Origin of the sequence: Erwinia amylovora (assembly GCF_017161565.1) — a bacterium.
Lineage (GTDB): Bacteria > Pseudomonadota > Gammaproteobacteria > Enterobacterales > Enterobacteriaceae > Erwinia > Erwinia amylovora.
In genome coordinates, this window is record NZ_CP066796.1 from 2,052,291 (window position 1) to 2,078,289 (window position 25,999).

24 protein-coding genes are annotated in these 25,999 nt (G+C 53.1%); 11 read left to right on the top strand and 13 right to left on the bottom strand.

Annotated features, from left to right (window positions below):
* Positions 1–209: 209 nt before the first annotated feature.
* Both wbaP and JGC47_RS09550 read left to right on the top strand, forming a co-directional pair.
* Positions 210–1,679, top strand: coding sequence for an undecaprenyl-phosphate galactose phosphotransferase WbaP (gene wbaP, locus JGC47_RS09545; protein ID WP_004157828.1), 1,470 nt, complete (start codon positions 210–212; stop codon positions 1,677–1,679).
* 150 nt (positions 1,680–1,829) lie between these two features.
* Positions 1,830–3,020 carry a multidrug effflux MFS transporter gene (locus JGC47_RS09550; RefSeq protein ID WP_004157829.1) on the top strand — a complete coding sequence of 397 codons (1,191 nt, stop codon included), beginning with the start codon at positions 1,830–1,832 and terminating at the stop codon, positions 3,018–3,020.
* Positions 3,021–3,025: 5 nt separating this feature from the next.
* Here JGC47_RS09550 and dadX read toward each other — a convergent pair whose 3' ends face one another.
* Entirely contained in the window at positions 3,026–4,096 is a 1,071-nt protein-coding gene (dadX, locus tag JGC47_RS09555; protein WP_004157830.1) for a catabolic alanine racemase DadX, read from the bottom strand.
* Positions 4,097–4,125: 29 nt separating this feature from the next.
* Positions 4,126–5,427 carry a D-amino acid dehydrogenase gene (locus tag JGC47_RS09560; RefSeq protein WP_004157834.1) on the bottom strand — a complete coding sequence of 434 codons (1,302 nt, stop codon included), beginning with the start codon at positions 5,425–5,427 and terminating at the stop codon, positions 4,126–4,128.
* A 510-nt stretch (positions 5,428–5,937) separates the two neighbouring features.
* On the opposite strand from JGC47_RS09560, the gene JGC47_RS09565 reads away from it, so the two are divergent.
* Positions 5,938–7,476, top strand: coding sequence for a SpoVR family protein (locus tag JGC47_RS09565; protein ID WP_004157836.1), 1,539 nt, complete (start codon positions 5,938–5,940; stop codon positions 7,474–7,476).
* 98 nt (positions 7,477–7,574) lie between these two features.
* On the opposite strand, the gene fadR is transcribed toward JGC47_RS09565, so the two are convergent.
* On the bottom strand, positions 7,575–8,291 hold the full coding sequence (gene fadR, locus JGC47_RS09570) for a fatty acid metabolism transcriptional regulator FadR (RefSeq protein WP_004157837.1): 717 nt from the start codon (positions 8,289–8,291) through the stop codon (positions 7,575–7,577).
* 302 nt (positions 8,292–8,593) lie between these two features.
* Between fadR and dsbB the strand changes: the two genes are divergently transcribed.
* Positions 8,594–9,124, top strand: coding sequence for a disulfide bond formation protein DsbB (gene dsbB, locus JGC47_RS09575; protein WP_004162391.1), 531 nt, complete (start codon positions 8,594–8,596; stop codon positions 9,122–9,124).
* 88 nt (positions 9,125–9,212) lie between these two features.
* On the opposite strand, the gene JGC47_RS09580 is transcribed toward dsbB, so the two are convergent.
* From JGC47_RS09580 to JGC47_RS09590, 3 genes are all read right to left on the bottom strand, one after another.
* A complete protein-coding gene (locus tag JGC47_RS09580) occupies positions 9,213–9,662 on the bottom strand; it encodes a YcgN family cysteine cluster protein (protein WP_004157840.1) in 450 nt (149 codons plus the stop codon).
* A gap of 63 nt (positions 9,663–9,725) precedes the next feature.
* Complete coding sequence (locus tag JGC47_RS09585) at positions 9,726–10,385, bottom strand: fumarylacetoacetate hydrolase family protein (protein WP_004157841.1); 660 nt, start codon at positions 10,383–10,385, stop codon at positions 9,726–9,728.
* 311 nt (positions 10,386–10,696) lie between these two features.
* Positions 10,697–10,972, bottom strand: coding sequence for a YcgL domain-containing protein (locus JGC47_RS09590; protein WP_004157843.1), 276 nt, complete (start codon positions 10,970–10,972; stop codon positions 10,697–10,699).
* Between the two features lie 154 nt (positions 10,973–11,126).
* Between JGC47_RS09590 and minC the strand changes: the two genes are divergently transcribed.
* Genes minC through minE form a run of 3 tightly spaced genes read left to right on the top strand, consistent with a single transcriptional unit; the run spans position 11,127 to position 12,952 of the window.
* Positions 11,127–11,819, top strand: a complete 693-nt coding sequence (minC, locus tag JGC47_RS09595; protein WP_004157846.1) for a septum site-determining protein MinC — start codon at positions 11,127–11,129, stop codon at positions 11,817–11,819.
* Between the two features lie 41 nt (positions 11,820–11,860).
* Complete coding sequence (gene minD, locus JGC47_RS09600) at positions 11,861–12,673, top strand: septum site-determining protein MinD (RefSeq protein ID WP_004157848.1); 813 nt, start codon at positions 11,861–11,863, stop codon at positions 12,671–12,673.
* A gap of 3 nt (positions 12,674–12,676) precedes the next feature.
* Complete coding sequence (gene minE, locus JGC47_RS09605) at positions 12,677–12,952, top strand: cell division topological specificity factor MinE (RefSeq protein WP_004157855.1); 276 nt, start codon at positions 12,677–12,679, stop codon at positions 12,950–12,952.
* Positions 12,953–13,004: 52 nt separating this feature from the next.
* On the opposite strand, the gene rnd is transcribed toward minE, so the two are convergent.
* The 5 genes from rnd to yoaA all read right to left on the bottom strand — a co-directional run bounded on the left by rnd (position 13,005) and on the right by yoaA (position 19,451).
* On the bottom strand, positions 13,005–14,114 hold the full coding sequence (rnd, locus tag JGC47_RS09610; RefSeq protein WP_004157856.1) for a ribonuclease D: 1,110 nt from the start codon (positions 14,112–14,114) through the stop codon (positions 13,005–13,007).
* Between the two features lie 122 nt (positions 14,115–14,236).
* Complete coding sequence (gene fadD, locus JGC47_RS09615; protein ID WP_013036071.1) at positions 14,237–15,922, bottom strand: long-chain-fatty-acid--CoA ligase FadD; 1,686 nt, start codon at positions 15,920–15,922, stop codon at positions 14,237–14,239.
* A 205-nt stretch (positions 15,923–16,127) separates the two neighbouring features.
* Positions 16,128–16,721, bottom strand: a complete 594-nt coding sequence (locus JGC47_RS09620; protein WP_004157863.1) for a Slp family lipoprotein — start codon at positions 16,719–16,721, stop codon at positions 16,128–16,130.
* Positions 16,722–16,778: 57 nt separating this feature from the next.
* The gene (tsaB, locus tag JGC47_RS09625) at positions 16,779–17,480 is read right to left on the bottom strand and encodes a tRNA (adenosine(37)-N6)-threonylcarbamoyltransferase complex dimerization subunit type 1 TsaB (RefSeq protein ID WP_033477878.1); all 702 of its coding nucleotides are present in this window, start codon (positions 17,478–17,480) and stop codon (positions 16,779–16,781) included.
* Positions 17,481–17,540: 60 nt separating this feature from the next.
* Entirely contained in the window at positions 17,541–19,451 is a 1,911-nt protein-coding gene (yoaA, locus tag JGC47_RS09630; protein ID WP_004157869.1) for a DNA repair helicase YoaA, read from the bottom strand.
* Between the two features lie 506 nt (positions 19,452–19,957).
* On the opposite strand from yoaA, the gene JGC47_RS09635 reads away from it, so the two are divergent.
* The gene (locus JGC47_RS09635) at positions 19,958–20,302 is read left to right on the top strand and encodes a RidA family protein (protein WP_004157870.1); all 345 of its coding nucleotides are present in this window, start codon (positions 19,958–19,960) and stop codon (positions 20,300–20,302) included.
* A gap of 42 nt (positions 20,303–20,344) precedes the next feature.
* On the opposite strand, the gene JGC47_RS09640 is transcribed toward JGC47_RS09635, so the two are convergent.
* Positions 20,345–20,572: a YoaH family protein gene (locus JGC47_RS09640; protein WP_004157871.1), complete on the bottom strand. Its 228-nt coding sequence runs from the start codon at positions 20,570–20,572 to the stop codon at positions 20,345–20,347.
* A gap of 114 nt (positions 20,573–20,686) precedes the next feature.
* On the opposite strand from JGC47_RS09640, the gene pabB reads away from it, so the two are divergent.
* From pabB to sdaA, 3 genes are all read left to right on the top strand, one after another.
* Complete coding sequence (gene pabB, locus JGC47_RS09645; protein WP_004157872.1) at positions 20,687–22,054, top strand: aminodeoxychorismate synthase component 1; 1,368 nt, start codon at positions 20,687–20,689, stop codon at positions 22,052–22,054.
* Positions 22,044–22,634 carry a CoA pyrophosphatase gene (locus JGC47_RS09650; protein WP_004157873.1) on the top strand — a complete coding sequence of 197 codons (591 nt, stop codon included), beginning with the start codon at positions 22,044–22,046 and terminating at the stop codon, positions 22,632–22,634. Before pabB ends, JGC47_RS09650 begins: the two co-directional genes overlap by 11 nt.
* A 176-nt stretch (positions 22,635–22,810) precedes the next feature.
* Positions 22,811–24,175 (top strand): L-serine ammonia-lyase, encoded by a 1,365-nt coding sequence (gene sdaA, locus JGC47_RS09655; protein ID WP_004157878.1) that lies wholly within the window; start codon positions 22,811–22,813, stop codon positions 24,173–24,175.
* Positions 24,176–24,221: 46 nt separating this feature from the next.
* Here sdaA and JGC47_RS09660 read toward each other — a convergent pair whose 3' ends face one another.
* Positions 24,222–25,775, bottom strand: a complete 1,554-nt coding sequence (locus tag JGC47_RS09660) for a TerC family protein (protein ID WP_004157879.1) — start codon at positions 25,773–25,775, stop codon at positions 24,222–24,224.
* Between the last annotated feature and the right edge of the window lie 224 nt (positions 25,776–25,999).

Sequence of the window (25,999 nt, forward strand, 5' to 3'; positions counted from 1 at the left end):
AACGAAAACCGATAACTGCTGCATACTGATATTCCTATCATGTAGCTGTCTAATGCTGTGCACGACGATGCGGCACAGTTACCGTTGTTATTGTAACGAGCAGGTTACATAAAATTATGTTGATCAACCTGGGGTTTACTATGTCGACTGCTGGATCCGTACATTATCTTTTGCAGGTCATTGATCCCCCTTAAAAGAGAACATGAATTATGGCAAGTACTCTGGTAATTAAAAACAATCGGCGTACGTTAAGCGGCTCGCGAAAAAATGTTATTGCCAAGATCACTCTAAGCTTATCTGATTTATTCTCAATAAATTTAGCTTTGTTTTTATCAACGGCTACCGTAAAAGCTGTTTGGGGTAATCTGGATATGTTTATTCCAGCCCAGCAAATAGAAATTCGTTTCACTGCCCAGACTGTGATGTCTGTATTGTGCACCGCCTGGTTCTGGATGCGGCTGCGTCATTATACCTATCGCAAACCCTTCTGGTTTGAATTAAAAGAGATCATTAAAACGCTGGTCATTTTCTCATTGCTGGATCTGGCTCTTATTGCATTTTCAAAATGGGATTTTTCACGTACGCTGTGGAGCTTTACGTGGATATATGCCCTTATTTTAGTACCGCTGCTTCGTTCCTCTGTTAAAAATACCATTCTGAAAACCGGACATTGGCAGAAGCACACTATTATTATTGGCAGTGGCAGAAATGCCCACGAAGCTTTTGCCGCACTGCAGAGTGAAGAGCTTCTCGGCTATGACGTTAAGGCGTTTGTCGCACCGGGCGGCGACAGCACAACTGAGGCCAGCTTCAAGGGTATTCCGGTCATCGATCAGCAGGATATTATATGGGATACCATCGATCTCGATAATACGCAATTCATCGTGGCGATGGAGAACGATCAGCGCGCACTGCGTGATCACTGGCTGAAGCTACTGTCAGGCAAAAAATGCCGCTCCGTTTCCGTGGTTCCCACTCTGCGCGGCGTGCCGCTTTACGGTACTGACATGTCGTTCGTTTTCAGCCACGAGGTGATGTTATTGCGAGTCAGTAATAATCTGGCGAAGCGCTCTTCGCGATTCCTGAAACGTACCTTTGATGTGGTCGTAGCTTCTCTGCTGCTGCTTTTCCTTAGCCCCGTGTTCGCGGTGTTCAGTTGGCTGGTGAGCCGTGATGGCGGCAGCCCGATCTACGGTCATGAGCGCATTGGCCAGAATGGTGAGAAATTCAAGTGCCTGAAGTTCCGTTCCATGGTGGTGAACTCGACTGACGTGCTGGAAAAGCTGCTGGCCACCAGTGAGGCTGCTCGCCGTGAATGGCAGAGAGATTTCAAACTGAAAAACGATCCTCGCGTTACGCAAATTGGCGCGTTAATGCGCAAAACCAGCCTTGATGAACTGCCCCAGTTATGGAACGTGATCCGTGGGGACATGAGCCTGGTGGGACCACGACCAGTGGTTGAAGCAGAACTGGAGCGTTATGCCGGTGATGTCGATTATTATCTGATGGCGAAACCGGGCATGACCGGTTTATGGCAGGTTAGCGGGCGCAACGATATAGATTACGATACCAGAGTCTATTTTGATTCCTGGTATGTAAAAAACTGGGCGCTGTGGACTGATATTGCCATTCTGTTCAAAACCGCCGGCGTTGTACTGCGCCGGGACGGAGCTTATTAAGCTGACCGACTCATCGCTTGTGACAGTCATGCCACGTGACCGGGCGTGGCTGTCATCTTCTGATCGGCACTTTTCTAAATTCAGGCTTTTCTTTTACATCGCTTAACTCTAACCTGTCCGGCTTGCGTTAATCTGGACACTCACCCTGCCATGCAAAAATTTACTCTGCTTCTGCTCAGTCTGGTTCTGCTTGCCCCGTTGGGTATTGATCTCTACTTGCCCACGCTGCCCGACATCGCCAGCGGTCTTAACACGCCCTTAACCGCCATCCAGACCACCGTTCCACTCTTTTTGCTGGTAATGGGCCTGGGACAAATTGTTGCCGGCCCACTGGTGGATAATTTCGGCCGCAAACCTGTCGCCCTGACCGGCCTGCTGCTTTACATTATCGGCAGCGTTCTGGCTGCAACAGCCAGCGGCTGGCCTCAATTTCTGTGCGCCCGTATCATTCAGGGCTGCGCCGTGTGTTGTACCGCCGTGGTCGCTTTCAGTGGCGTGCGCGATCGTCTTGACGGTGACGATGCGGCACGCGCCTACGGTTTCCTCAACGGCGCTTTGAATATTGTTCCTGCGCTGGCGCCAATGCTGGGTGGCTTTCTGGCCGAAGCATTCGGTTGGCGGGCAAATTTCTGGTTCCTGGCTGCCTTTGCGGTGTTTATAGCCCTTCTCATCGCCCTCTTTCTGCCGGAAACCCGTCCAATTGATACCCGGAAAGTAAAAGGATTGCCCCTGGTGCAATACGGGATAATTCTGCGCCAGCCACGCTTTTTCACCTTTGCCTTTGCTAACGCGGGCGCACTCGGCATGGTGCTCACCTATGTGTCGCTGGCACCGCAAGTGCTGATGACGGAGGGCCAGCTTAGCGCCCTGCAGTTCTCTATGGCTTTTGGCGCAAATGGTTTTTGGATCATGCTGGTCAGCGTGTTGGTGAACAGGCTGATCCGCCGGGCAGGTCGCCCTTTTTGCCTGGCTGCAGGCGCGCTGGCAATGGTTGCCGGGGCCATCATGTTAATGGCAGGAGTCTTGTTGCTGCCTGAAAGCTGGCAGACCAACTGGCTGCTTTATATGTTACCGGTTGCCGTTGCCGTTGCCGGACTGGCATTTATCGTCGGCCCGGCCACCAGCTATGCCCTCGAACCTTTTCAGCAGCAGGCCGGTGTTGCTTCCGCGCTGGCGGGCTGTATTCAAATGGCGGGAGGAGCGTCCATAGGCCTGCTGGCGATGGTCATCCCGGTAGCGGAAAAAACGGCGCTGTGCTTGATGATGCTGGCCGGGGCGCTGCTGGCGATGATTTCCTGGCGGATGAGTAAATCAGTGCGCGGAACGCTGACCGCGCTCTGAGCGCTTTACACGACCTTGACCGGCACCCTTGGCGCGAGCGCACACATCAGCTCATAACCCACGGTGCCGGATGCAGCAGCCACATCATCAATTTTGACGTTGTCACCCCAGAGTTCAACCTGACTGCCTATTCCCGCCCGTGGGCACGGTGTCAGATCAACGGTGATCATATCCATCGAAACCGCCCCAACGATTTGCGTTTTTTCGCCATCAACCCGGATCGGCGTACCGGTGGGGGCATGACGCGGATAGCCATCAGCATAGCCACAGGCCACAACGCCAATGCGCTGACTGCAGTTTGCGCGATAGCGACCGCCATAGCCCACGCTGGAACCGGCGGCGAGCTGCTGAACGGCAATGATTTCGCTGGTGAGGGTCATTACAGGCTGTAAACCGCTACCGGCAATATCCCGCCACTGACCGCTGGGAGAAGCACCATACAGAATAATACCCGGTCGAACCCAGTCGTAATGCGTCTGTGGATGCCATAGCGTGGCGGCTGAATTTGCCAATGAACGAGGGCATTCAAGCCCTTCTGCTGCCTGTTCAATGCGTTTCAGCGGCCCGGCAACGCCCTCCGTCGTTTCTGCATCGGCAAAGTGTGCCATCAGCGTCAGTTCGCCGACATTTTCCAGCGCTCGCAGCTTCTGCCAGACGCTATGCACCCGATCGGGCTGAAAACCAAGGCGGTTCATGCCGCTGTTCATTTTAAGATAGATATCCAACGGTGCAGAGAGCTTTGCCTGAGCCAACGCATTAATCTGCCAGTTACTGTGCACGCTGGTCGTTAAACGATAGCGGTCGAGAAGCGGCAGATCGTCCGGGTGGAAGAATCCTTCCAGTAACAGAATGGGTTTTTTCCAGCCACACTCACGCAGCAATATCGCCTCTTCAAGGTTGAGTAAGGCAAAACCATCGGTTTCGGTCAGACTTTGCCAGACATGTTCAATACCGTGCCCGTAAGCGTTTGCTTTGACGACTGACCACAGGCGCGCACCAGCAGCACTATGCCGCGCTATGGCCAGATTTTGCCGCAACGCGGCGCGGTTTATCGTTGCGACAATCGGACGAGACATATCCTCTCCTTGTAAAACCATGCGATGAGTTAACGAACCTTGACACCGTGCAGCGAACGAACGGGGACAGGGTTGAAGCCAGGCAGATAGCGTATCACCGACAAATCATCAGCAGAAATAGCCGGTGTGCGCCCGGAAATAATGTCTGCCAACAGCTGTCCGGACCCGCAAGCCATGGTCCAGCCAAGAGTACCATGACCGGTATTAAGGTACAGGTTTTTCAACGGAGTACGACCAACAACGGGTGTGCCATCCGGGGTCATCGGTCGCAAGCCACTCCAGAACGTTGCCTGCCCGATATCGCCCCCTTGTGGATAAAGATCGCGAACGACCATTTCCAACGTCCTGCGGCGTGCAGGCAGCAGCTGCGTGTCGAAACCGACAATTTCAGCCATCCCCCCCACGCGAATACGATTGTCGAAACGGGTAATGGCCACTTTATAGCTCTCATCCAGCACCGTTGATAGCGGAGCTGCTTTTTCATCTTTCACGGGGATGGTCAGTGAGTAACCCTTCAGTGGGTAGACAGGGAGGTTAACAATATCAGCCAGCAGTGCAGTAGAGAATGAGCCAAGTGCCACGACGTAAGCATCTGCCGTTAACCGCTCACTGCCGCATTGCACGCCTGCAATGCGGTTGGCGTCCTGTAGCAACGCATCAACAGGAGTATTGAAACGGAAGTTAACGCCAGCGGCCATCGCCATTTCCGCCAGGCGCTGGGTAAACAACTGACAGTCACCCGTTTCATCGTTGGGTAAGCGTAGCCCTCCCGTCAGCTTGTGCTGTGTGGCCGCCAGGGCAGGTTCGACCTGGCTCAGTTGCGCCGCTTCAAGCAGCTGATAGGGAACGCCGGCTTCGCGTAACACTTCGATATCTTTAGCGGCGCTTTCATACTGCTGAGCGGTACGAAACAGTTGCAGCGTTCCTCCCTGACGACCTTCATAGGCAATGCCGGTTTGATGGCGTAGCGTTTTAAGGCAGTCGCGACTGTACTCTGCAATACGCACCATACGACTTTTATTCTGCTGATAATGGCGCATATCGCAGTTACGCAGCATCTGCCACATCCATTCCAACTGGAATCGACTGCCATCAAGACGGATGGCTAAAGGCGCGTGTCGCTGGAACATCCACCTGATGGCTTTTAGCGGCACGCCCGGTGCTGCCCAGGGAGCCGCATATCCCGGCGATATTTGCCCGGCATTGCCGGCACTGGTTTCCAGCGCGGGAGCCGGCTGACGGTCAATCACCGTAACTTCGTGTCCGGCCTGGGCCAGATACCAGGCACTTGCCACGCCAACCACCCCACTACCCAGAATGACAACTCGCATACCGACCTCATCCAGTGCAACATAGAATAATATGCTGAGATAAACGCCTTGCATTAGGTTAATGAACTAAACCAAGAGGGCTATCTCCACCGCATTTTTTTAACTATGTTTTACCTAAATGCGATAAAAACACAACATCGACACATAACTTCAGTGATAAATACTCTGTAAAAGAGCTATGCAGCACGTAATATTTTATCGAAAGCTTAATTGCCTGTTCGTCAGCATTTTCACACTTAATTTGCCCTGGCCTTATTAAACAGGATTTTATCCTGTAAATGCCTGATAAGGGTGTATTTACCCTTTGATGACGTTAATTTTCCGATCTGCACTGTATTTTCTATCGAAAATTTCCATTGTTTTACCGCGAGGGATAAGAGACAGTGAACTATTATTGAGGAAATGGGTTTACTTCAAGGCTTTGTCGGTGTTGAGATGTTGAGCTGACAGGTCGATATGCAAACGGATCTTTTACTGCCCGATCCGCTTTTGTAAATAAAGGAGTGCGCTATGACCACTATTTTTGATCTTCCGGTTAAGGACAATCAACGACTCAATGACGGACCAGACTGGACCTTTGAACTGCTTGACGTTTACCTCAAGGAGATAGATCGCGTCGCCAAATCCTACCGGCTGGAAACCTACCCCCACCAAATTGAGCTCATTACCTCTGAGCAAATGATGGATGCCTATTCCAGCGTGGGTATGCCAATCAATTATGCTCACTGGTCATTCGGCAAGAAGTTTATTGAAACAGAGCAGCGCTATAAACATGGCCAACAGGGTCTGGCATATGAGATCGTGATCAACTCCAATCCCTGCATCGCCTATCTGATGGAAGAGAACACCATGACGATGCAGGCGTTGGTGATAGCTCACGCCTGCTATGGTCATAACTCCTTTTTTAAAAACAATTACCTTTTCCGTACCTGGACTGATGCGGGTTCGATCGTCGACTACCTTATTTTCGCCCGAAATTACATTTCACAGTGTGAGGAACGGTACGGTGTTGAACAGGTTGAACGTCTGCTGGACTCCTGCCACGCCCTGATGAATTACGGCGTTGATCGCTATAAACGCCCACAAAAAATCTCATTGCAGGAAGAGAAAGCACGGCAGCAAAGCCGTGAGGAATATCTGCAAAGTCAGGTGAACATGCTGTGGCGCACCCTGCCACGGCGTCAACAGGAAGAAGCTCATCTCACCAGCGCACGTTATCCGGCTGAACCTCAGGAAAATTTGCTCTACTTTATGGAGAAAAATGCCCCCCTGCTGGAACCCTGGCAACGGGAATGCATGCGCATAGTTCGTAAAGTCAGCCAGTATTTCTATCCGCAGAAACAAACTCAGGTGATGAACGAAGGCTGGGCGACCTTCTGGCATTACACCATCCTTAACCATCTGTATGACGAAGGGAAAGTGACCGAGCGCTTTATGCTGGAGTTTCTGCACAGTCACACCAACGTGGTATTCCAGCCACCGTATAACAGTCAGTGGTACAACGGCATAAACCCTTATGCGCTGGGTTTCGCTATGTTCCAGGATATCAAACGCATCTGCCAGCATCCTACCGCAGAAGATCGCCACTGGTTCCCGGATATCGCGGGTTCAGACTGGCTGGATACTTTGCACTTCGCCATGCGCGAGTTCAAAGATGAGAGTTTCATCAGCCAGTTCCTGTCGCCAAAAGTCATGCGCGACTTGCGCCTGTTTACCGTGATGGATGACGACCGTAATAACTTCCTGGAAATAGCGGCTATTCATGATGAAGCAGGTTATAAGAAAATCCGCCAGCAGCTCTCCGATCAGTACAATCTGAGCAATCTTGAACCCAATATTCAGGTCTATGACGTGGATTTACGTGGTGACCGATCGCTGACATTACGCTATGTGCCGCACAAACGGGCGCCGCTGGATAGCAGCCGACGTGAGGTGTTAAAGCATGTGCACCGGCTGTGGGGCTTCGACATAAAGCTTGAACAGCGTAATGAGGATGGCAGCGTTGAGATCCTTGACCGCTGCCCGTCGCGCCCCGGAACCATTATCTGACCTGGCGTTCGCATGAAGTCACAATCCGGGTGAGAACCCGATTTACCGCTGAGCAGGTGGTTAACTGCTCGCCCGGCAAGTCCTTTGCGTACCGACCGTCAGCGACCCGTTGGCGTGTCGGTTGGCATACTGATTTGCATACCGTGCCAGATCTCACCGCTTTGACGGCCATAACTCCTGACGCAGTCAACGATTAATTCATACTGTTGAGTGTTCAGGATGTCCAGCAACTGCTGGTAAAACGCCTGAGCCAGCCGACGCGCTTCGGGATTCGAGAAGTAGTGACGCCCGACGCGAGTGTAAAGCCCCTTCAACCCATTAAGGATAAGGCCATAAATTGGATTGCCGGAGGCAAACGCCAACCCGCGAAAAATGCTGTAGTCGAGATGAGTATAAGCCTCTGCATGGTCTTCAACCATCCTTGCCGTTTCCAGAACCTCACGCGCTTTGTCCGGATAGGTTCGGATTGCGCGGCGAATAAAGATCGAGGAGATATTAGTACGAACTGACAACAGATTATCGATTAGCTGTGGCACGCTGTCGTGGTCAAGTCGCGCCAGCGTTTCAAGAATGCTTAAGCCGGAGGTTTCCCAAAAATTATTCACTTTTGTCGGCTTACCGTGTTGTATGGTCAGCCAGCCATCACGCGCCAGTCGCTGCAGAACTTCACGCAACGTGGTACGGGTAACGCCTATCAGTTCGGAGAGTTCGCGTTCAGCGGGGAGAATCGACCCCGGAGGGAAACGACTGTTCCAGATGCTTTCAATAATATACTCTTCCGCGAAACCCGCCGGGCTCTGCGCCTTAATGATCATAGCGTTCAATTTCCGTTGCGTTTGTAACTGATAATTAGGCCAATCATAGCAGAGGCCCCTGGCATCACCTAGCCAGCCATGCTGCCAAAAGGAGATTGCAGGCAAAAATCAGATAGATTTCTATTTTTCAGGATGGCTGCCTTGCCATCGACTCGTCCTCATGGTGAGCTTATTTGTGCTGGCAATAATGCGGTTGTAGGTTTGTTTACGTTATTTCATGTTTAAATTTCTTGCTGACAGGATGGCACGCCGCCACTTTTGGTTTAAACTTCCGGATAAACGCCTCTTACACGGACAAAATAATGTTGAGATACCTTAATCGCTGCTCTCAGGGCCGCGGGGCATGGCTTTTGCTGGCCCTGACCGCTTTTGCGCTGGAAATGAGTGCTCTTTACTTTCAGCATGTTATGCAGCTTCCACCTTGCGTAATGTGTATTTATGAGCGCTGCGCCCTGTTTGGCATCATGGGAGCGGGTCTGGTTGGTGCCGTCGCGCCAAAAACCCCGTTACGCTGGGGAGCTATTTTGCTATGGCTTTACAGCGCGTGGCAAGGCCTGCGTCTGGCAAGGGAACACACTATGATCCAACTGCATCCGTCCCCCTTTGTCACCTGTGATTTTGCTGCCCGCTTCCCATCCTGGCTGCCAGTGGATAAATGGTTACCGTCGGTATTTGTTGCCAGCGGTGACTGCGCGGTGAAATCCTGGTCGTTCCTGACGCTTTCAATGCCTCAGTGGTTGCTGGGGGTCTTCGCTGCATACCTGGTGGTCGCCGTGCTGGTACTGATAGCACAGGCATTTACCGCTAAGAGACGCGATTTGTTCTCGCGTTGAAAACAGTCAGGGCCAGTGTGACTGGCCCTTCTTTTTGCCGATCCCGTAGAAAAGCCCCGCCGGCTTAACGCCCCCGTGCTGACAATAATTACTTACCGTACCAGCGTGGACGGTTGATAATGTGCTCTTCCCAATCGACTACTTCGCTTTCATGCACCGCGATGTGGCGCACAGAAATGCGCGCGGCGTGCATGGCTGCACGCGATCCGCTGCGCAATGGATGCCAGGGCGGTAACGGTTTACCTTCGGCGAGGATGCGGTAAGCACAACTGGGTGGCAGCCACTGAAAAGTCGGCAAATTTTCACGGGTGAGTTTAATACAGTCCTCTTCTAATTCGAAACGCTGCTCATAATGACGGCACTGGCAGGTTTTGATATTGAGCTGGTTGCAGGCCACGTTGGTGAAGTAGATCTCATCTGTGTCAGCGTCCTGCAATTTATTCAGGCAGCATTGACCACAACCATCACACAAGGATTCCCATTCCTCATCGCTCATTTGTTCCAGCGTTTTACGCTGCCAGAAAGGGGTCTCAGTCATGTTCGCGTCCGGTAAAAGTAAAAACCCGCACCTTATAAGGGGTTTGGGCGTAAGATGCAAGCCTTACAGCACGCGGGTGGAAACAGCGCGCCCGCCCAGAGAAAGCGACAGTTTGTCACCAGACTGCAACGGGCCAACGCCCTCCGGCGTTCCGGTAAGGATGACGTCACCGGCGCGCAAGGTGAAATAGCGACTCATATAGACAATGAGCGGCTGGATTTTGTGGATCATCCCGGCAGTGCTCCCCTGCTGACGGACCTGGCCATTGACAGTCAGTTTCAGCTCTACGTTCTGGGGATCGTCATCAAACTCGCTTAACGGGATAAAGCCTGACAGCGGACAAGAGTTATCAAATCCTTTGGCCTTTTCCCAGGGCTGCCCGGCTTGCTTACATCCTGCCTGCACCTCACGAAGCGTGAGATCGAGCGCGATACCATAACCTGCAATCGCCTGCGCAACATGCTGTTCACTAGCCTGTTTCAGCGTAGAGCCAATCAGCACCGCTAATTCAATTTCGTGGTGAACGGCACCGAAGCCCTGTGGAACAGACAGTGGCTGGCGAAGATCGCAAATCGCCGTTTCCGGTTTGATAAACAGTACCGGTTCAGACGGGGTGGCACTTCCCATCTCCTTGATGTGTTTAGCATAGTTACTACCAACGCAAACCACTTTGCTTACCGGAAAATCCAACAGTTCGCCCTGCCAGTTGTGGTGCTGATACATACTGTTCCCCTGCCTGATTGATGAATAATGCCGGCATGGTACCGGCGCGAATTTGCAGCATGCCCTGGTGACAGGTCAGACGCAATCCTGTGCCATAAGGATATCCGTTTCAATTAAAGACAGGATGAACCGGATGGAGATTGTGATGAAATGCGCCAGCTTTACCGGCAGATATCAGGTTGATGACCGTCATGCACAAGGGGAAGCGAGATACCGCAGCACATTTATCGCTAAACCCGCCGGCAAATTTTGAATTTAATAATAAAGCGTTGTTTGCTGCCGGCGGAGACAAAGTGACAGATAATTCCCAGCTAATCTTTTACCACTCCACTAAGATGTATCTTAAGCAAGCTTTCAGGAGGCGGCGGTAACTGTAAATAAAAGCCTTCATCTTGCAGAGCTGTTTTCACTTTTTCGATGTCGGCACCTACCAGCTTTTTGCTGCCGTCAAGCGGTAGTAGCATCGCCAGTCTGGGTTTTCCGAACCCCTTAAGCAGGGCTTCGGGTACGCGTGTAAAATCGTCTTTTTTCTCAACATAAAGATAGGTTTGGTCGCGATGAGGACTTCTGTAGATCACACAAAACATGTTTTTACTCGAATTAACCGGATGTTGGCTTGCCTGAATATAACAGTAACTATAACATGCTTGCAGAACTTCTTAATATTACCTGACTTGGTGTTACGCCATAAAGTGGCGTAAATTGGTTCGGGAAGAGAAATAACAGGACACAGCGGGACAGATGTCACAATCGTCAATCGAGTTGAAAGGCAGTAATTTTACGCTGTCGGTTATTCATTTACATCACACCGACCCCGCAATCGTGCGAAAAGCACTTGAGGTAAAGGTCAGTCAGGCGCCCGCTTTCCTGAAAAACGCGCCAGTGGTGGTCAATGTTGCAGCCCTGACCAGCGAAGTAAACTGGCGTCAGATGAAGCAGGCCATTCTGGAGTGCGGTTTGCTTATTGTTGGCATTAGCGGCTGCAAAGATGAACAGTTAAAGCGCATCATTACAGGTTCAGGACTGCCCGTGCTAAATGAAGGCAAAGAGCAGAAAAATAACATCGATATTCCCCCTGTTGCCACATCGCCCGAGCCGGCGAACGGTAAAACCCGGGTTATTTCTTCTCCGGTTCGCTCCGGTCAGCAAATTTATGCTAAAGATTGCGATCTCATTGTCACCAACAGCGTCAGTGCAGGCGCTGAACTGATTGCTGACGGCAATATTCATATCTATGGAATGATGCGCGGACGTGCATTGGCTGGAGCGAATGGCGACAAGAATTGTCAGATTTTTTGCACCAGTTTATCCGCAGAGTTGGTATCCATTTCGGGGAATTACTGGATTATGGACCAGATCCCGGCCGAGTATTTCGGAAAAGCATCGCGTCTTTATCTTGAAGACGGCGCATTGACTATACAGACATTGAACTGAGCCATGCTCAACAGCTTTTTCTTTTTCAAGGAAATTACTATATGGCACGCATAATTGTTGTTACATCGGGTAAGGGAGGCGTAGGTAAAACTACGTCCAGCGCGGCCATCGCTACCGGTCTGGCGCAGAAAGGTAAAAAAACCGTTGTTATCGATTTCGATATCGGTCTGCGTAACCTCGATCTGATCATGGGCTGTGAGCGCCGCGTCGTCTATGACTTTGTAAACGTGATTCAGGGTGATGCCACTCTTAATCAGGCACTGATCAAAGATAAACGCACCGAGAATCTTTTTATTCTTCCTGCATCGCAAACTCGCGATAAAGACGCGCTGACCCGGGAAGGAGTGGAGAAAGTATTAAACGACCTTGGCAAAATGGATTTCGACTTCATCGTCTGCGACTCACCAGCCGGCATCGAAACCGGCGCGCTGATGGCGCTTTATTTCGCCGATGAAGCAATAATCACCACCAATCCGGAAGTCTCCTCGGTGCGTGACTCTGACCGCATCCTGGGCATTCTGTCTTCCAAGTCCCGCCGGGCAGAGAACGGAGAAGATGCGATTAAAGAGCATCTGTTACTGACGCGTTACAATCCGGGCCGGGTCAATCGTGGCGACATGCTTAGCATGGAAGACGTGCTGGAGATACTGCGTATTCCTCTGGCTGGCGTGATCCCTGAAGACCAGTCGGTGTTACGCGCATCGAATCAGGGTGAGCCGGTTATCCTTGATGCCGAATCCGATGCAGGTAAAGCTTATGCTGATACCGTCGACCGCCTGCTTGGAGAAGATCGTCCCTTCCGCTTCATTGAAGAAGAGAAGAAGGGTTTCCTGAAACGACTGTTTGGGGGATAAACCATGGCCTTACTCGATTTCTTTTTATCCCGAAAAAAGAGCACAGCCAATATAGCCAAGGAACGGCTACAGATCATCGTGGCGGAACGCAGAAGGGGCGACTGCGAGCCCCACTACCTGCCCCAGCTGAAAAGGGACATTTTGGAAGTGATTTGTAAATACGTGAAAATCGATCCAGAAATGTTGAGCGTCAAGCTGGATCAAAAAGATGATGACATTTCCATTCTCGAATTGAACGTCACGCTGCCCGAAACAGAAGCGGAAGAAGTGCCTAAATGATCTCTTCCTTCTCATGATTGCCCCCTGCCTGTGCAGGGGGCATTGGGTTTAATCAGTGTGCAGCGAGGATCTCGGCGATACCTGCATCTAACAGAACGCCACGCCAGCCGTCAATCAGTTCAGGTTTCCCCTGCTGAGGTTTGAGTTGCCAGTGGCAGCTTAACAGCTGATTTATCTGACGCCGTGATGCCAACAGCTCCTGACTGACGCCATGCCGCTCTGCCGTTTCGGCCACCAGCCCTTTCAGACTCTTAAATACCTGCTTATAATGCGGGTAATCCATGAGGTTGGCTACCGGTGGCGGTAACTGCTCCTCCTCCAACGCATTTGCCTCGGCAACCATTGCCAACAGCGCCTTACCGTGGAAACGGATCTCCTGACCTGATAACCCTAAATGATCCAGCTCTGCCAGGGATCCGGGCATAAAGCGGGCAGCCTTCCACAGATTCTCTTCACGAACGACAAAGTTAACCGCCATGTCTTTTTCACGCGCTACTTCCAGTCGCCATGCGGCCATCTGCCGCAATGCCGCCAGCTGGCGTGGGCGTAACTGCCAGGCATTGGCAATTTCCCGGTAGGCTTCTTGGGGTTTCAGTACGCTGGTGCGGCGCTGGCAAAGTAAACGGCACTCGTCAAGCGCAGCAGCCATCTGGCCTGCAGCTTCGGTTTCGGCTACCAGCTTTTCGGCAATGGGCAGTAAATAGAACACATCGGCAGCCGCATACCGGCACTGCTTTTCACTCAATGGCCGCGCCAGCCAGTCGGTGCGCGATTCACTTTTATCCAGTACGATGCCGGTAAAGGATTCAACGATAGTGGCAAAACCGCATGATAACGGACGGCCACTGAACGCCGCCAGGATCTGCGTATCGATCATTGGCTGCGGCAGCACGCCAAATTCATGCTGAAAAACCTCCAGATCCTCGCTCCCTGCATGGAGGTATTTTATGACCTGCTGGTCCAACAGCAGATCTCTGAATGGAGTCCAGTCGGTAATGGGCAGTGGATCAATCAGGCAGATAGTTTCACCATCGTACAGCTGTATTAATCCCAGACGAGGGTAGTAAGTGCGGGTACGAACAAATTCTGTGTCCAGCGCCAGCGCCGGAACCTGGCGGGCGCGCTGGCACACTTCGCACAGCGCTGCGTTAGTGGTGATCATGGTGTAATTCAAGTTAGCATTCTCTCATCACCGGCCGGGTAATTGCGGTGGTCATTAGTATGTGTAGCGTAAAAAATGCCGGGTGGCCCGGCATAGTATGTTAAGGCAAACGCCCTCGGGCATCAGCGTGACTGCTGCGCAATGGTGTTTGCTTCCTCGCGCAGTTGGCGTCGCAGGATTTTACCCACGTTGGTCTTTGGAAGCTCATTGCGAAACTCAACAATTTTGGGAACTTTGTAACCAGTCAGATGATTCTTGCAGTGGGCTATCACTTCATCTGCGGTCAGTGACGCGTCTTTCCTCACTACGCAGATTTTCACCGTTTCACCGGCAACATCATCCGGTACGCCGATGGCTGCCGCTTCAGCCACTTTCGGATGCAGCATCACCACCTCTTCAATTTCATTCGGATAGACGTTGAACCCGGAGACCAGAATCATATCTTTTTTACGATCGACAATGCGTAGAAAACCTTCATCATCAACGGTAACAATATCACCACTGCGAAGCCATCCATTTTTCAACACCTCACCGGTATCCTGCGGGCGCTGCCAGTATCCTGACATGACCTGAGGCCCTTTGATACACAGCTCACCGGGCTCACCAGCGGCCGTTTCGTTTCCCGCATCATCAACCAGCATAATATCGGTGGAGGGCACGGGTAAACCGATGCTGCCATTGTGACACTGAATATCATGCGGGTTGACCGATACCAGCGGTGAGCACTCCGTCAGCCCATAGCCTTCCAGCAGATAGTGCCCGGTGAGTTTCTCCCAACGCTCGGCGACCGCTTTTTGTATGGGCATACCGCCGCCTGCCGACAGGCTGAGCGAGGAGAAATCCAGCCGGTTAAAAGCTGCATCATTCAGTAGCGCGTTAAACAGGGTATTGACGCCGGTAATGGCGCTGAACGGATATTTGCCCAGCTCCTTGACCAGCCCCGGAATATCGCGCGGGTTAGTTATCAGCAGGTTGGCCCCGCCAAGCTCTATAAACAGTAAACAGTTCACCGTCAGCGCGAATATATGGTAGAGCGGCAATGCCGTGACTACGGTCTCTTTACCCGCTTTCAGCAGTGAACCGTAGGTCGCTTTAGTCTGCTCCAGATTAGCCTGCATATTGCGATGGGACAGCATCGCCCCTTTGGCCACGCCGGTAGTACCGCCGGTATATTGCAGGAATGCCAAATCGTCATTAACAATGTGCGGTTTAACATATTCCATCTGTGCGCCACTTTGCAGCGCCTGACGAAAAGAGACTGCTCCCGGCAGATGATAAGTCGGCACCATTTTTTTTATATACTTAACGACAAAGTTGACCAGCGTCCCTTTTGCGGCTGACAGCTGATCGCCAAGACTGGTAAGCACAACGTGCTTCACCCTGGTATTGGCCACCACTCTTTCCAACGTATGGGCAAAATTGGTTACGATAACGATGGCACTGGCGCCGCTGTCCCGCAACTGGTGCTCAAGTTCGCGTGGCGTATACAGCGGGTTGACGTTCACTACGACCATTCCGGCGCGCAGTATGCCAAACAGGGCGACAGGATATTGCAGCAAGTTGGGCATCATCAGTGCCACCCGATCGCCTTTCTGCAAACCCAAGCCCTGTTGCAGGTAGGCCGCAAATGAACGGCTACGCGAGTCTAACTGGCTGAAAGAGAGACGTTGGCCCATGTTGATAAACGCCGTTTGCCTGGCATAGCGCAGTACGGCATGTTCAAACAGATCGATAAGCGAGCCGTAGCGATCGGGATTAATCTCTGCCGGTACATCGACGGGGTATCGGTTTAACCAAACCTTATGCAACGAGTTGCCTCGAAAGTTGATATTGGACGTCATCGCAGTCTCGATTTTTCTGCATTTGTTAACATTACTTTAACTCATCGCACCCGCTTGCTGCGTGTTCCCTGGTCAGGTTGCGAAGCGCATCACTAAATTTATAAGTGAATAAATCCAGCTAATACTGCCCGTCCGGGGTACGGACAGGCAGTGAAGTGAGGGTCAGCAGCGCTTATTCAGTGAGGATGGTCTGCACGCGAGCCGGCCCCGGGTTGTAATAGCCCCAGGGAGCAGGCCCCCAGTATCCACCACGATGATGGCCACTATTTGAGCCGTACCAGATCCAGGGATCAATGGGGGCTGGCGCAATAATTTGCTGGCCAAGGTGCCAACGCTGGTAGCCAGTAACGTTAACGACCAGGAAATTGTATTGTGCTTCACCAATTTTGCCTTTTTCAACGCCGCCGATCGGGCCCACCACGGTAACCATCCGATCGCTAAAGTCTGTCGGGTCAATAAAGCCATTTACATCCGCATAAATGCGCCCCGTAGAGGGCGAGCCGAGTATGGGTCTGGCGCCTTCATCGAGCGGCATGGCAGCGATTTCCAGGCGGGTCTTATCCTTGCGGTTATCCACTCTGATAACCTTGCCACCAAAACGGGATTCCTGACCGGTATAAAGCTGCGGCGCGGTCAGCACCCGCGCCAGATCCTGCTGCGGTTTGGCCGACGTGCCTTTAACCGAATCCGGCACCGTAACGCAACCGCTTAACAACAGCGAGACAAATAACAAACCACTGAAGTGCCACAACTTTGTTTTACGCATAAAAATTCCCCTGGTTATGTTACTTGGACTGCGCCTTGGTTGAATAGTTGCAGAGGGTTAGTCACGCCCGGGTAATTTTTTCCATGCGACGTCGTTACGTAAGTAGGTGGGTTCCGCGTGCTCAGGAGCCAACGTCAATCCCTCTGACAGCGCCTGCTGCGCAAGCGGAAGCATGTCTTCGGCGCACGGAAGCTCGACTTCGGTCACCCGCAAATCGAGCCTGTCGAACCCGGCTAACTGCGGCCAGGCTTTCCAACCCGTACCGACGCATGCCCACTGACCGCTAAGCGCGGCCATGCGTTGCAGAACGGCCTCAGGTTTCAGTACCGCTTCACTCTCTTCGCCGTGCCAGATGCCCCGCTCATCGCGCTGGTATTCTGCCCAATAGACCTCCCCCATACGCGCATCAATCGCTGCCAACACCCGGGTTGCACCCTGCCGCCGCCATGCGCTTTGCGCCATCGTTTTCAGGGTAGAAATGCCGATTAACGGTATCCCGGCACCCAACGCCAACCCCTGAGCGATGCCAATACCAATGCGCACGCCGGTAAAGCTGCCGGGGCCACGGCCAAAGGCCAGTGCATCTAGCTCGTTCAACGCTACCCCGCCCTCCTGCAACAGCTGCTGTACCAGCGGAAGGATGCGCTGCGTATGTTCACGGGCGCAAAGCTCGAAACAGGCCAGCTGCTGCTGATTATTCAATAGTGCGACCAAACAGGCCTCTGTCGCCGTATCAATCGCTAATATTCGCGTGGACATAGCCACCTCAAGGGTAAGGAATTTTCGGGCGCGTAGCATATCATATTGATGCCTTATTCATTACTGCTGCGCGGTGGCTTTGAGAAAATCCACGGCTTTTTGCACATCGCGGGTGCGCGGCGTTGGCGGCAGGCTGTTAACGAATACCGCACCGTATGGGCGCATGACCAGACGATTATCGCAAATCACCAATACGCCGCGGTCATTGACGTCACGGATCAGACGACCAACCCCCTGCTTCAGGGTAATCACCGCATCCGGCAGCTGAACCTCTGCAAAGGGGTCGCCACCGCGTACTTTGCAGTCTTCCATGCGCGCTTTTAACAGCGGGTCATCGGGAGAGGTAAACGGCAGCTTATCGATAATCACCAGCGACAGTGCATCACCGCGCACGTCCACTCCTTCCCAGAAGCTGCTGGTCGCCACCAGCAAGGCATTGCCTGCCGCCACAAATTGTTTCAGCAGTTGGCCTTTGCTGGTTTCTCCCTGTAACAGGACTGGCAAGGCCAGCGTAGCGCGGAACTCGGCCGCCAAATCTCGCATCACCTGATGAGATGTACAAAGGAAAAAACAGCGGCCGTTATTCGCCTCAATCAATGGCCGTAACATACGCGCCAGCTGACGAGCGCCGCCGGGCTGATTGGGCGATGGCAGGTGACGCGGCACGCACAGCAGCGCCTGGCGGGCAAAGTCAAACGGGCTTGAGAGGATCAATGCTTCTGCCTGCCCAACGCCAAGCCGCTCAACAAAATGGGCCATCTGTTCATTCACCGCCAGCGTCGCCGAGGTGAAGATCCAGCTGGCGGGGCGCTCATCGATCGCTTCACGGAAACGATCTGACACCGACAGTGGCGTCAGCGCCAACACAAAATGGCGCGCGTTGCATTCATACCAATAGCTGAAGCCTGGCTGGCTGACATCCTTCAACCGCTTTAAACGGCCGCGATAGAGCGCAGCACGTTCAAACGCCGCATCCAGCAGTGCTGAACGCCCCAGGGAGAGTTTAGCCACGTCGAAGCACAGTTCCAGCGCGTCATCGAGCAGTAGCAGCGCGCGCTGAATATTTGCATCGCGCAACAGGTCGCGCAGATTGCCACGAAAACCGGGGTCGCCCAACGACAGTCGGAAGTCCTGAGCGCTGCGGGCCAGTCGGTCAGCGGCCTTTTGCAGCTGCTGTGAATCACGAATTTCGGTGCGGTAAGCAAGGGTGATATCTTTCGCCAGGTCAAGCAGCTGGCGGCTCGATAACTGCTGGCCGAAATACTGGCTGGCAATATCCGGCACCTGATGGGCTTCATCGAAGATCATCACATCAGCGTCCGGGATCAGCTCGGCGAAGCCGCCCTCCTTGACCACCATATCGGCAAGGAAGAGATGGTGATTGACCACCACCACGTCGGCATCCATCGCCTTACGACGTGCTTTCACCACGAAGCAATCTTGATATTGTGGGCAGTCGCTGCCAAGGCAGTTATCATTGGTGCTGGTCACCAGCGGCCAGATAATGCTGTCTTCTGCTACTCCGCCACAGGTGCTGATATCGCCGTCGACGGTTTCATTTGACCAGCCGCGCAGATGCACCAGGTCGCTCATCGCCTGCACCGCCAGATCGCCACCGGCCATCGATTGCTGCTCCAGTCGCTCAAGGCAGAGATAATTAGAACGCCCTTTGAGCAGGGCCATACTGCCCTTGTATTTCAGCGCTTTTGCCACCGTAGGCAAATCGCGACTGTAGAGCTGATCCTGCAACGCTTTGGAGCCGGTAGAGACAATCACTTTTTTCCCGCAGCGTAGAGCCGGAGCAAGGTAAGCATATGTTTTTCCGGTGCCGGTTCCCGCTTCAACCACCAACTCACTTTTATTTTCGATGGCACGAGCCACCGCCGCGGCCATCTCACGCTGAGGTTCACGTGGCCTGAAGCCAGGTATTGCCTGCGCCAGGGCGCCATCTGCTGCAAAATCGTCTGTCACATATCCTCACGGGCGATAGAAACTACTGTAATTATGTCAGTATCAATTTCGCTGTGCAAAACTATCAGCATCATCAATCCTGATAGGATATATGTGGATAATGTCACAAAGTAAAGCATTAAGACCTCTGTTAATTCAGTGGCAATTTCACAAGGCGTTCGCCACACTCATCGCATTGATATTCCATTAGTCTTTTTGCCGTAGGTGCAAATGGTGACATATCCAGCGCCTGTTTTCCGTATTACTCTTTACCGGTTATTCACGTTGAACGATGCGCATATCCATCGGTAAGGCCTTAAACCGCTATGCCGGGAAAGCTGCTGAAAGCCACCTGTACGATCGGTTTTGTAGCTCTGTTTTTACATGATAAGTTCATCAATATTAACCGCTGCGCTACTGTCAGAAATTCAGTATCCGCCTGCGCGCTTCAACCCTTCAGATGACAGGCGATAGCAAATTGTGCCAGTCTTAAGCCGATTTGACTAAACGATGATAAAGGAACTCGCATGACCATTGAACGCATCGATCCAGAACACCGCATGTCCGAAGCGGTGATACACAATGACACGGTTTACTACACCAGCGTGCCTGATAATCTGGATGAAGGCGCTGAGGCGCAGACGGCAAATGCCCTGGCGACAATCGATAAACTACTCACGCGCGTCGGGTCAGATAAAAGCAAGATTCTGGATGCCACCCTGTTTTTGGTTCACAAAGAAGATTTTGCGGCTATGAATCGTGCCTGGGATGCGTGGGTGTCGCCGGGTCACGCGCCGGTACGCTGTACCGTGCAGGCGGATCTGATGGATGAAAAATACCGGGTGGAAATTAAAATTATTGCGGCGATATAGTTTGCCCCCCTGCCGCGCTGTGGCAGGGGCTGGCCAACCGGTTTACTCTTCTTCCGGCTGTTCCTCATCGTGGTTATTGTCGCCCATATAGTCTTCTTCGTCTTCGTCGAACATCACGGCAACATGCCCACCGGTATGGTTCTCACGGATTTCCGCCGCCACCATGCCGATTGCCTCACCGCTGCTCATTCCTTCGGCCATCAGTTGCTGAATGCGTTCTACAGCCTGTTGCTGCTGTTCATATGACAGCGCGGGTAATCCTGTGAACATAATTGACTCCTGGGGGGTTTGCACCACGGATTATTTCACGGGTAACAAAGAGATGCCAGCGGGATAAAAATATGTCAGGCTTGGCTTCTGTAACGTACTGGCTGCTGAAGAATCATGTCACCTGTTTATTATCCTCTGACTTATGCGCCCGATGCCGTTGAGCATCAGTTCGCCGCTCTCTCACATTTGCCATGGGCGATGCTGCTCCATTCGGGGTTTGCCGAACATAATGACAATCGCTTCGATATTCTGGTTGCCGAGCCGCGTGTCACGCTGACCACGCGCGGTGAGCAAACGGAAATAGCAGCAGATGGCCACTGTATGACCAGCAGCGCCGATCCGCTGGCACTCCTGCAGCAGCAGCTGGAAAATTGTGGGATGCAGGCCGTGCCTGACGACGACTTTCCCTTTCAGGGCGGAGCGCTGGGCCTGTTTGGTTACGATCTCGGACGCCGGTTCGAGACATTGCCCGTCATTGCTCAACCACAGCTCACTACGCCGGATATGGCTGTCGGCATCTATGACTGGGCGCTGGTCGCCGACCACCATCGTCAAACGCTGACCCTTGTCGTCCAGGGTGATGCCGCAAACAGACTGAGCTGGCTGCAGGCGCAACGGCCGTTACTCGCGCAACCTTTTCGTCTCACCAGCGGCTGGCTGGCGAATATGTCACGCAAGGAGTATGGAGAAAAATTCCGTCAGGTTCAGCAATGGCTGCTGGCTGGCGACTGTTATCAGGTCAATCTGGCACAACGTTTTGCCGCGACCTATTGCGGCGACGAATGGCTGGCATTTTGCAGGCTGTGCAAGGCTAACCGCGCTCCGTTCAGTGCTTTTTTGCGTTTGCCCGATAGCGTCATCCTTAGTCTGTCGCCCGAACGTTTCATTAAACTTGAGCGGCAACGGATTGAAACCCGGCCGATCAAGGGAACCCTGCCCCGCCTTGCCGATCCAAATGCCGACCGCCTGCAGGGAGAGAAGCTGGCACAGTCGCCGAAAGACCGCAGTGAAAATCTGATGATTGTTGACCTGCTGCGCAATGATATCGGCCGGGTGGCGACACCGGGCAGCGTCGAGGTGCCCGAGCTGTTCATGGTGGAGCCATTCCCGGCGGTGCATCACCTTGTCAGTACCATTACCGCCAGCCTGAAGCCCGGCCTTACCGCCTGTGATTTACTGCGCGCCTGCTTTCCCGGCGGCTCAATCACCGGCGCGCCTAAGGTCAGATCGATGGAGATTATTGAAGCGCTGGAACCACAACGCCGCAATGCCTGGTGCGGCAGTATCGGCTACCTTAGCGTCTGTGGACGCATGGATACCAGCATTACGATCCGCACGCTGATTGCCGAACGCGGCACGCTGTATTGCGCGGCCGGAGGGGGGATCGTCGCCGACAGCGATGAAGCGGCGGAGTATCAGGAAACCTTCGACAAGGTGAACCGCATTTTGCCCTGTCTGGAAGCGGGTGCCGATGGATCCTGAACATACCCTTCTGCAACGCTTCCTGACGCGCTTTCTGTTACAACCTCCTGTTACGCAAACGCACAGCAATTTACCCCGGCGTCAGGCGGCGGTATTGGTGCCGGTGATCGCGCATGCCGCCCCGACCTTGTTGTTGACGCGACGAGCCGCCACGCTGCGTCAACACGCTGGTCAGGTCGCCTTTCCGGGAGGCGTCAGAGACTCCGACGACCGTTCCCCGATCGCCACCGCCCTGCGGGAAGCGCAAGAAGAGGTGGCCATTCCTCCCGAAGCGGTCAGGGTGATCGGCGTTCTGCCGCCGGTGACCAGCAGTACCGGCTTTCAGGTTACCCCGGTAGTCGGCTTGTTGCCTGCCGATATTTGCTGGCAGCCCAACGAAGGCGAAGTTGAATCGGTGTTCGAGATGCCGCTGGCAGAGGCGCTGCGTCTTAGCCGCTATACGCCACTTGATATCCAGCGCGCGGGGCAACTTCATCGGGTATGGCTTTCATGGTACGAGGACTATTTTATCTGGGGCATGACCGCCGGAATTATCCGTCAGCTGAGCCTGCAGGTGGCAAATAGCGAATTAGGCAAATAAAATGTCGCCATTTGCAGAGTTAACCCCATCTTTACATTACTTTTCGTCAGAATTTGGCTTGATATCGATCCTAATCACTGCAATGTGCCGTGATTTCATTTATATTTCTCGCAAAACAGGTGGGGTCTTTCATGAACATCCCCACAACGTCATCAAATCCTTAAGGAGCATCCAGCGTGATTAGCGTTTTCGACATGTTTAAGATCGGCATTGGCCCGTCAAGCTCTCATACGGTTGGCCCAATGAAAGCCGGCAAACAGTTTGTCGACGATCTGGTGGACAATCACCAGCTCTCATCGGTGACGCGTATTGCGGTCGATGTATACGGTTCTTTGTCGCTGACCGGTAAAGGCCATCATACTGATATTGCTATTATTATGGGGCTGTCCGGTGCTTCGCCGCAAAGCGTGGATATTGATGCCATCCCCGGCTTTATACGCGATGTTGAGCAGCGCCAACGCCTGCTGCTGGCCAACGGCGCACACGAAGTCGATTTCCCGCGTGAAGGCGGTATGGTGTTCCGCAGCGACAACCTTGTCCTGCATGAAAATGGCATGAGTATTCACGCCTTTGCCGGCGACCTGAAAATTTACAGCAAGACTTACTATTCGGTCGGCGGGGGCTTTATCGTCGATGAGGAGCACTTCGGTCAAACGGCACTGAATGAGGTGTCGGTTCCCTATCCGTTTCATTCCGCTAAGGAGATGCTGGCTCACTGCCAGGTGACCGGCCTGTCCCTGTCCGGCATGGTGATGAAAAATGAACTTGCCGTCCACAGCCGTGCGGACATTGAACGCTATTTCACCGACGTGTGGCAGACCATGCGTGACTGCATCGACCGCGGATTAAATACTGAAGGGGTTCTGCCCGGCCCGCTGCGCGTGCCGCGCCGTGCGTCAGCGCTGCGCCGCCTGCTGGTCTCATCCGACAAGCTTTCCAGCGACCCAATGATCGTCATCGACTGGGTGAATATGTTTGCGCTGGCGGTCAATGAAGAGAATGCCGCCGGTGGTCGTGTGGTGACGGCCCCGACCAACGGTGCCTGCGGTATTGTTCCGGCGGTGTTGGCCTACTATGACCACTTTATTGAATCGGTCACTCCGGATATTTTCATCCGCTACTTTATGGCATCCGGTGCTATCGGCATTCTGTATAAAATGAATGCTTCTATTTCTGGTGCCGAAGTCGGCTGCCAGGGAGAGGTGGGCGTCGCCTGTTCTATGGCTGCGGCCGGGCTGGCAGAACTGTTGGGAGCCAGCCCTGAACAGGTTTGTGTCGCAGCTGAAATCGGCATGGAGCACAATCTTGGGCTGACCTGTGACCCGGTGGCGGGCCAGGTTCAGGTTCCCTGTATCGAGCGTAACGCGATTGCTTCGGTTAAGGCGATTAACTCCGCGCGTATGGCAATGCGCCGCACCAGCGAAGCGCGAGTCTCGCTGGATAAAGTGATCGAAACCATGTACGAGACCGGTAAAGACATGAACGCCAAGTACCGCGAGACGTCCCGCGGTGGTTTGGCAATAAAAGTGCAGTGCGATTAAAGAGCGATAACATAACCGGGGGATCCCCGGTTTTTGTTAATAGCGATTAATGCTCGTCTTCTTCATGCTGCCGGGTGACGCGCACCAGGTCGATGCGATAATCAGTGGCTTCGATAATCTGGAAGCGCAACGGCGGCATAGCGATCACTTCGCCGGGCTTCGGCAACTGCCCTTTTTGTTCAATCAGCAGACCCGCCAGTGAAGCGTGATCGTCTTCCGGCTTGACCAGATCCTGATTATCCAGCAGATGTTGCAGTGAGTGCAGGTCCGTCCCCCCTTTCACCAGCCAGCCATCTCCATCGGCAACGATGTCCGGGGTTTCATCTTCATCCGGGAACTCGCCGGCAATAGCTTCCAGCACGTCAAGCGGCGTAATCAATCCCTGCACCACGCCGAATTCATTGGTCACCACGACAAAACTGCCCTTGGCACGGCGAAGTACACCCAGCAGATTCAGCGGGTCCAGCGTCTCCGGCACGATGATTGCCGACGTAGCGGCAGCAAAGGTGGCAACGTCAATACCATGATCCAGGGCAACCAGCAGCTCCTTAGCGCGCACCACACCGACAATCTCATCCAGTTCACCACGGCAAACCGGGAACAGGCTGTGCGGGGTGTCCAACAATTGGATACGAATTTCATCCACGGGACGGGTTGCATCAACCCAGGAGATCTCGCCTCGCGGCGTCATGATACTGCGCACCGAACGTGAAGCCAGGGTCAGTACGCCATTGATCATATAGCGCTCTTCGTCTTTAAACGCTTCCTGCGGCATAATGGCTGCGACTTCACTGTTTTCACTCAGGTGGCTGTCGTTCTGGCGGCGTCCGCCCATCAGCCGTTGGATCGCCTCGGCGGTACGCTCACGCATAGGCCGCCTTTCCTGGTGACGCATAAAGTTGCGCCGGGCAATCTGGTTAAACAACTCAATGATGATTGAGAAGCCGATTGCCGCATACAGGTAACCTTTAGGAATGTGGAAGCCGAAGCCTTCCGCGACCAGGCTCAGACCAATCATCAGCAGGAAACTGAGACACAGCACTACTACCGTGGGATGAGCGTTAACAAAATTAGTCAGCGGTTTTGAAGCCAACAACATGATGCCCATGGCGACCACCACTGCCGTCATCATAACGGGCAGGTTGTTCACCATTCCTACCGCAGTGATCACCGCATCGAGCGAAAACACGGCGTCAAGAATGACAATCTGCACAACCACCGACCAGAAACTGGCGTAGCCTTTATTGCCCCCGCCGTGCATATCGCGGTTTTCCAGCCGCTCATGAAGCTCCATAGTGGCTTTGAATAACAGGAAAAGTCCCCCCACCAGCAGGATAAGGTCGCGCCCCGAGAAACTGAAGTCGCCCACGCTAAACAGAGGACGGGTCAGCGTGACCATCCACGAAATCAGTGACAGCAGCCCTAATCGCATCACCATTGCCAGCGACAGTCCGATCAGACGCGCTTTATCACGCAGCTTCGGAGGAAGTTTGTCTGCCAGAATGGCAATAAACACCAGATTATCAATGCCCAGTACGATTTCAAGAACGATCAGCGTCAGCAGACCGGCCCAGATTGAGGGGTCTAAGAAAAATTCCATGAAAGACTCCGGAAAAAGGAACGGGGAAGCGCAGCAGACGTCAGATTGTGCATGCGGCAGAGATGACAAACGATTTTGTGTGAGGTCACGTCAGGAGACGTTGAGACAAATGCCGGGTAGCCCGGTTGCATGGTTAAGCGACTTCGGTGACAGTCCATAGGGAGGGCTGAGGCCCGTTACTCCTGTATGAAAAAAGGATCCCTACTTTATCAGTTGCCAGATGC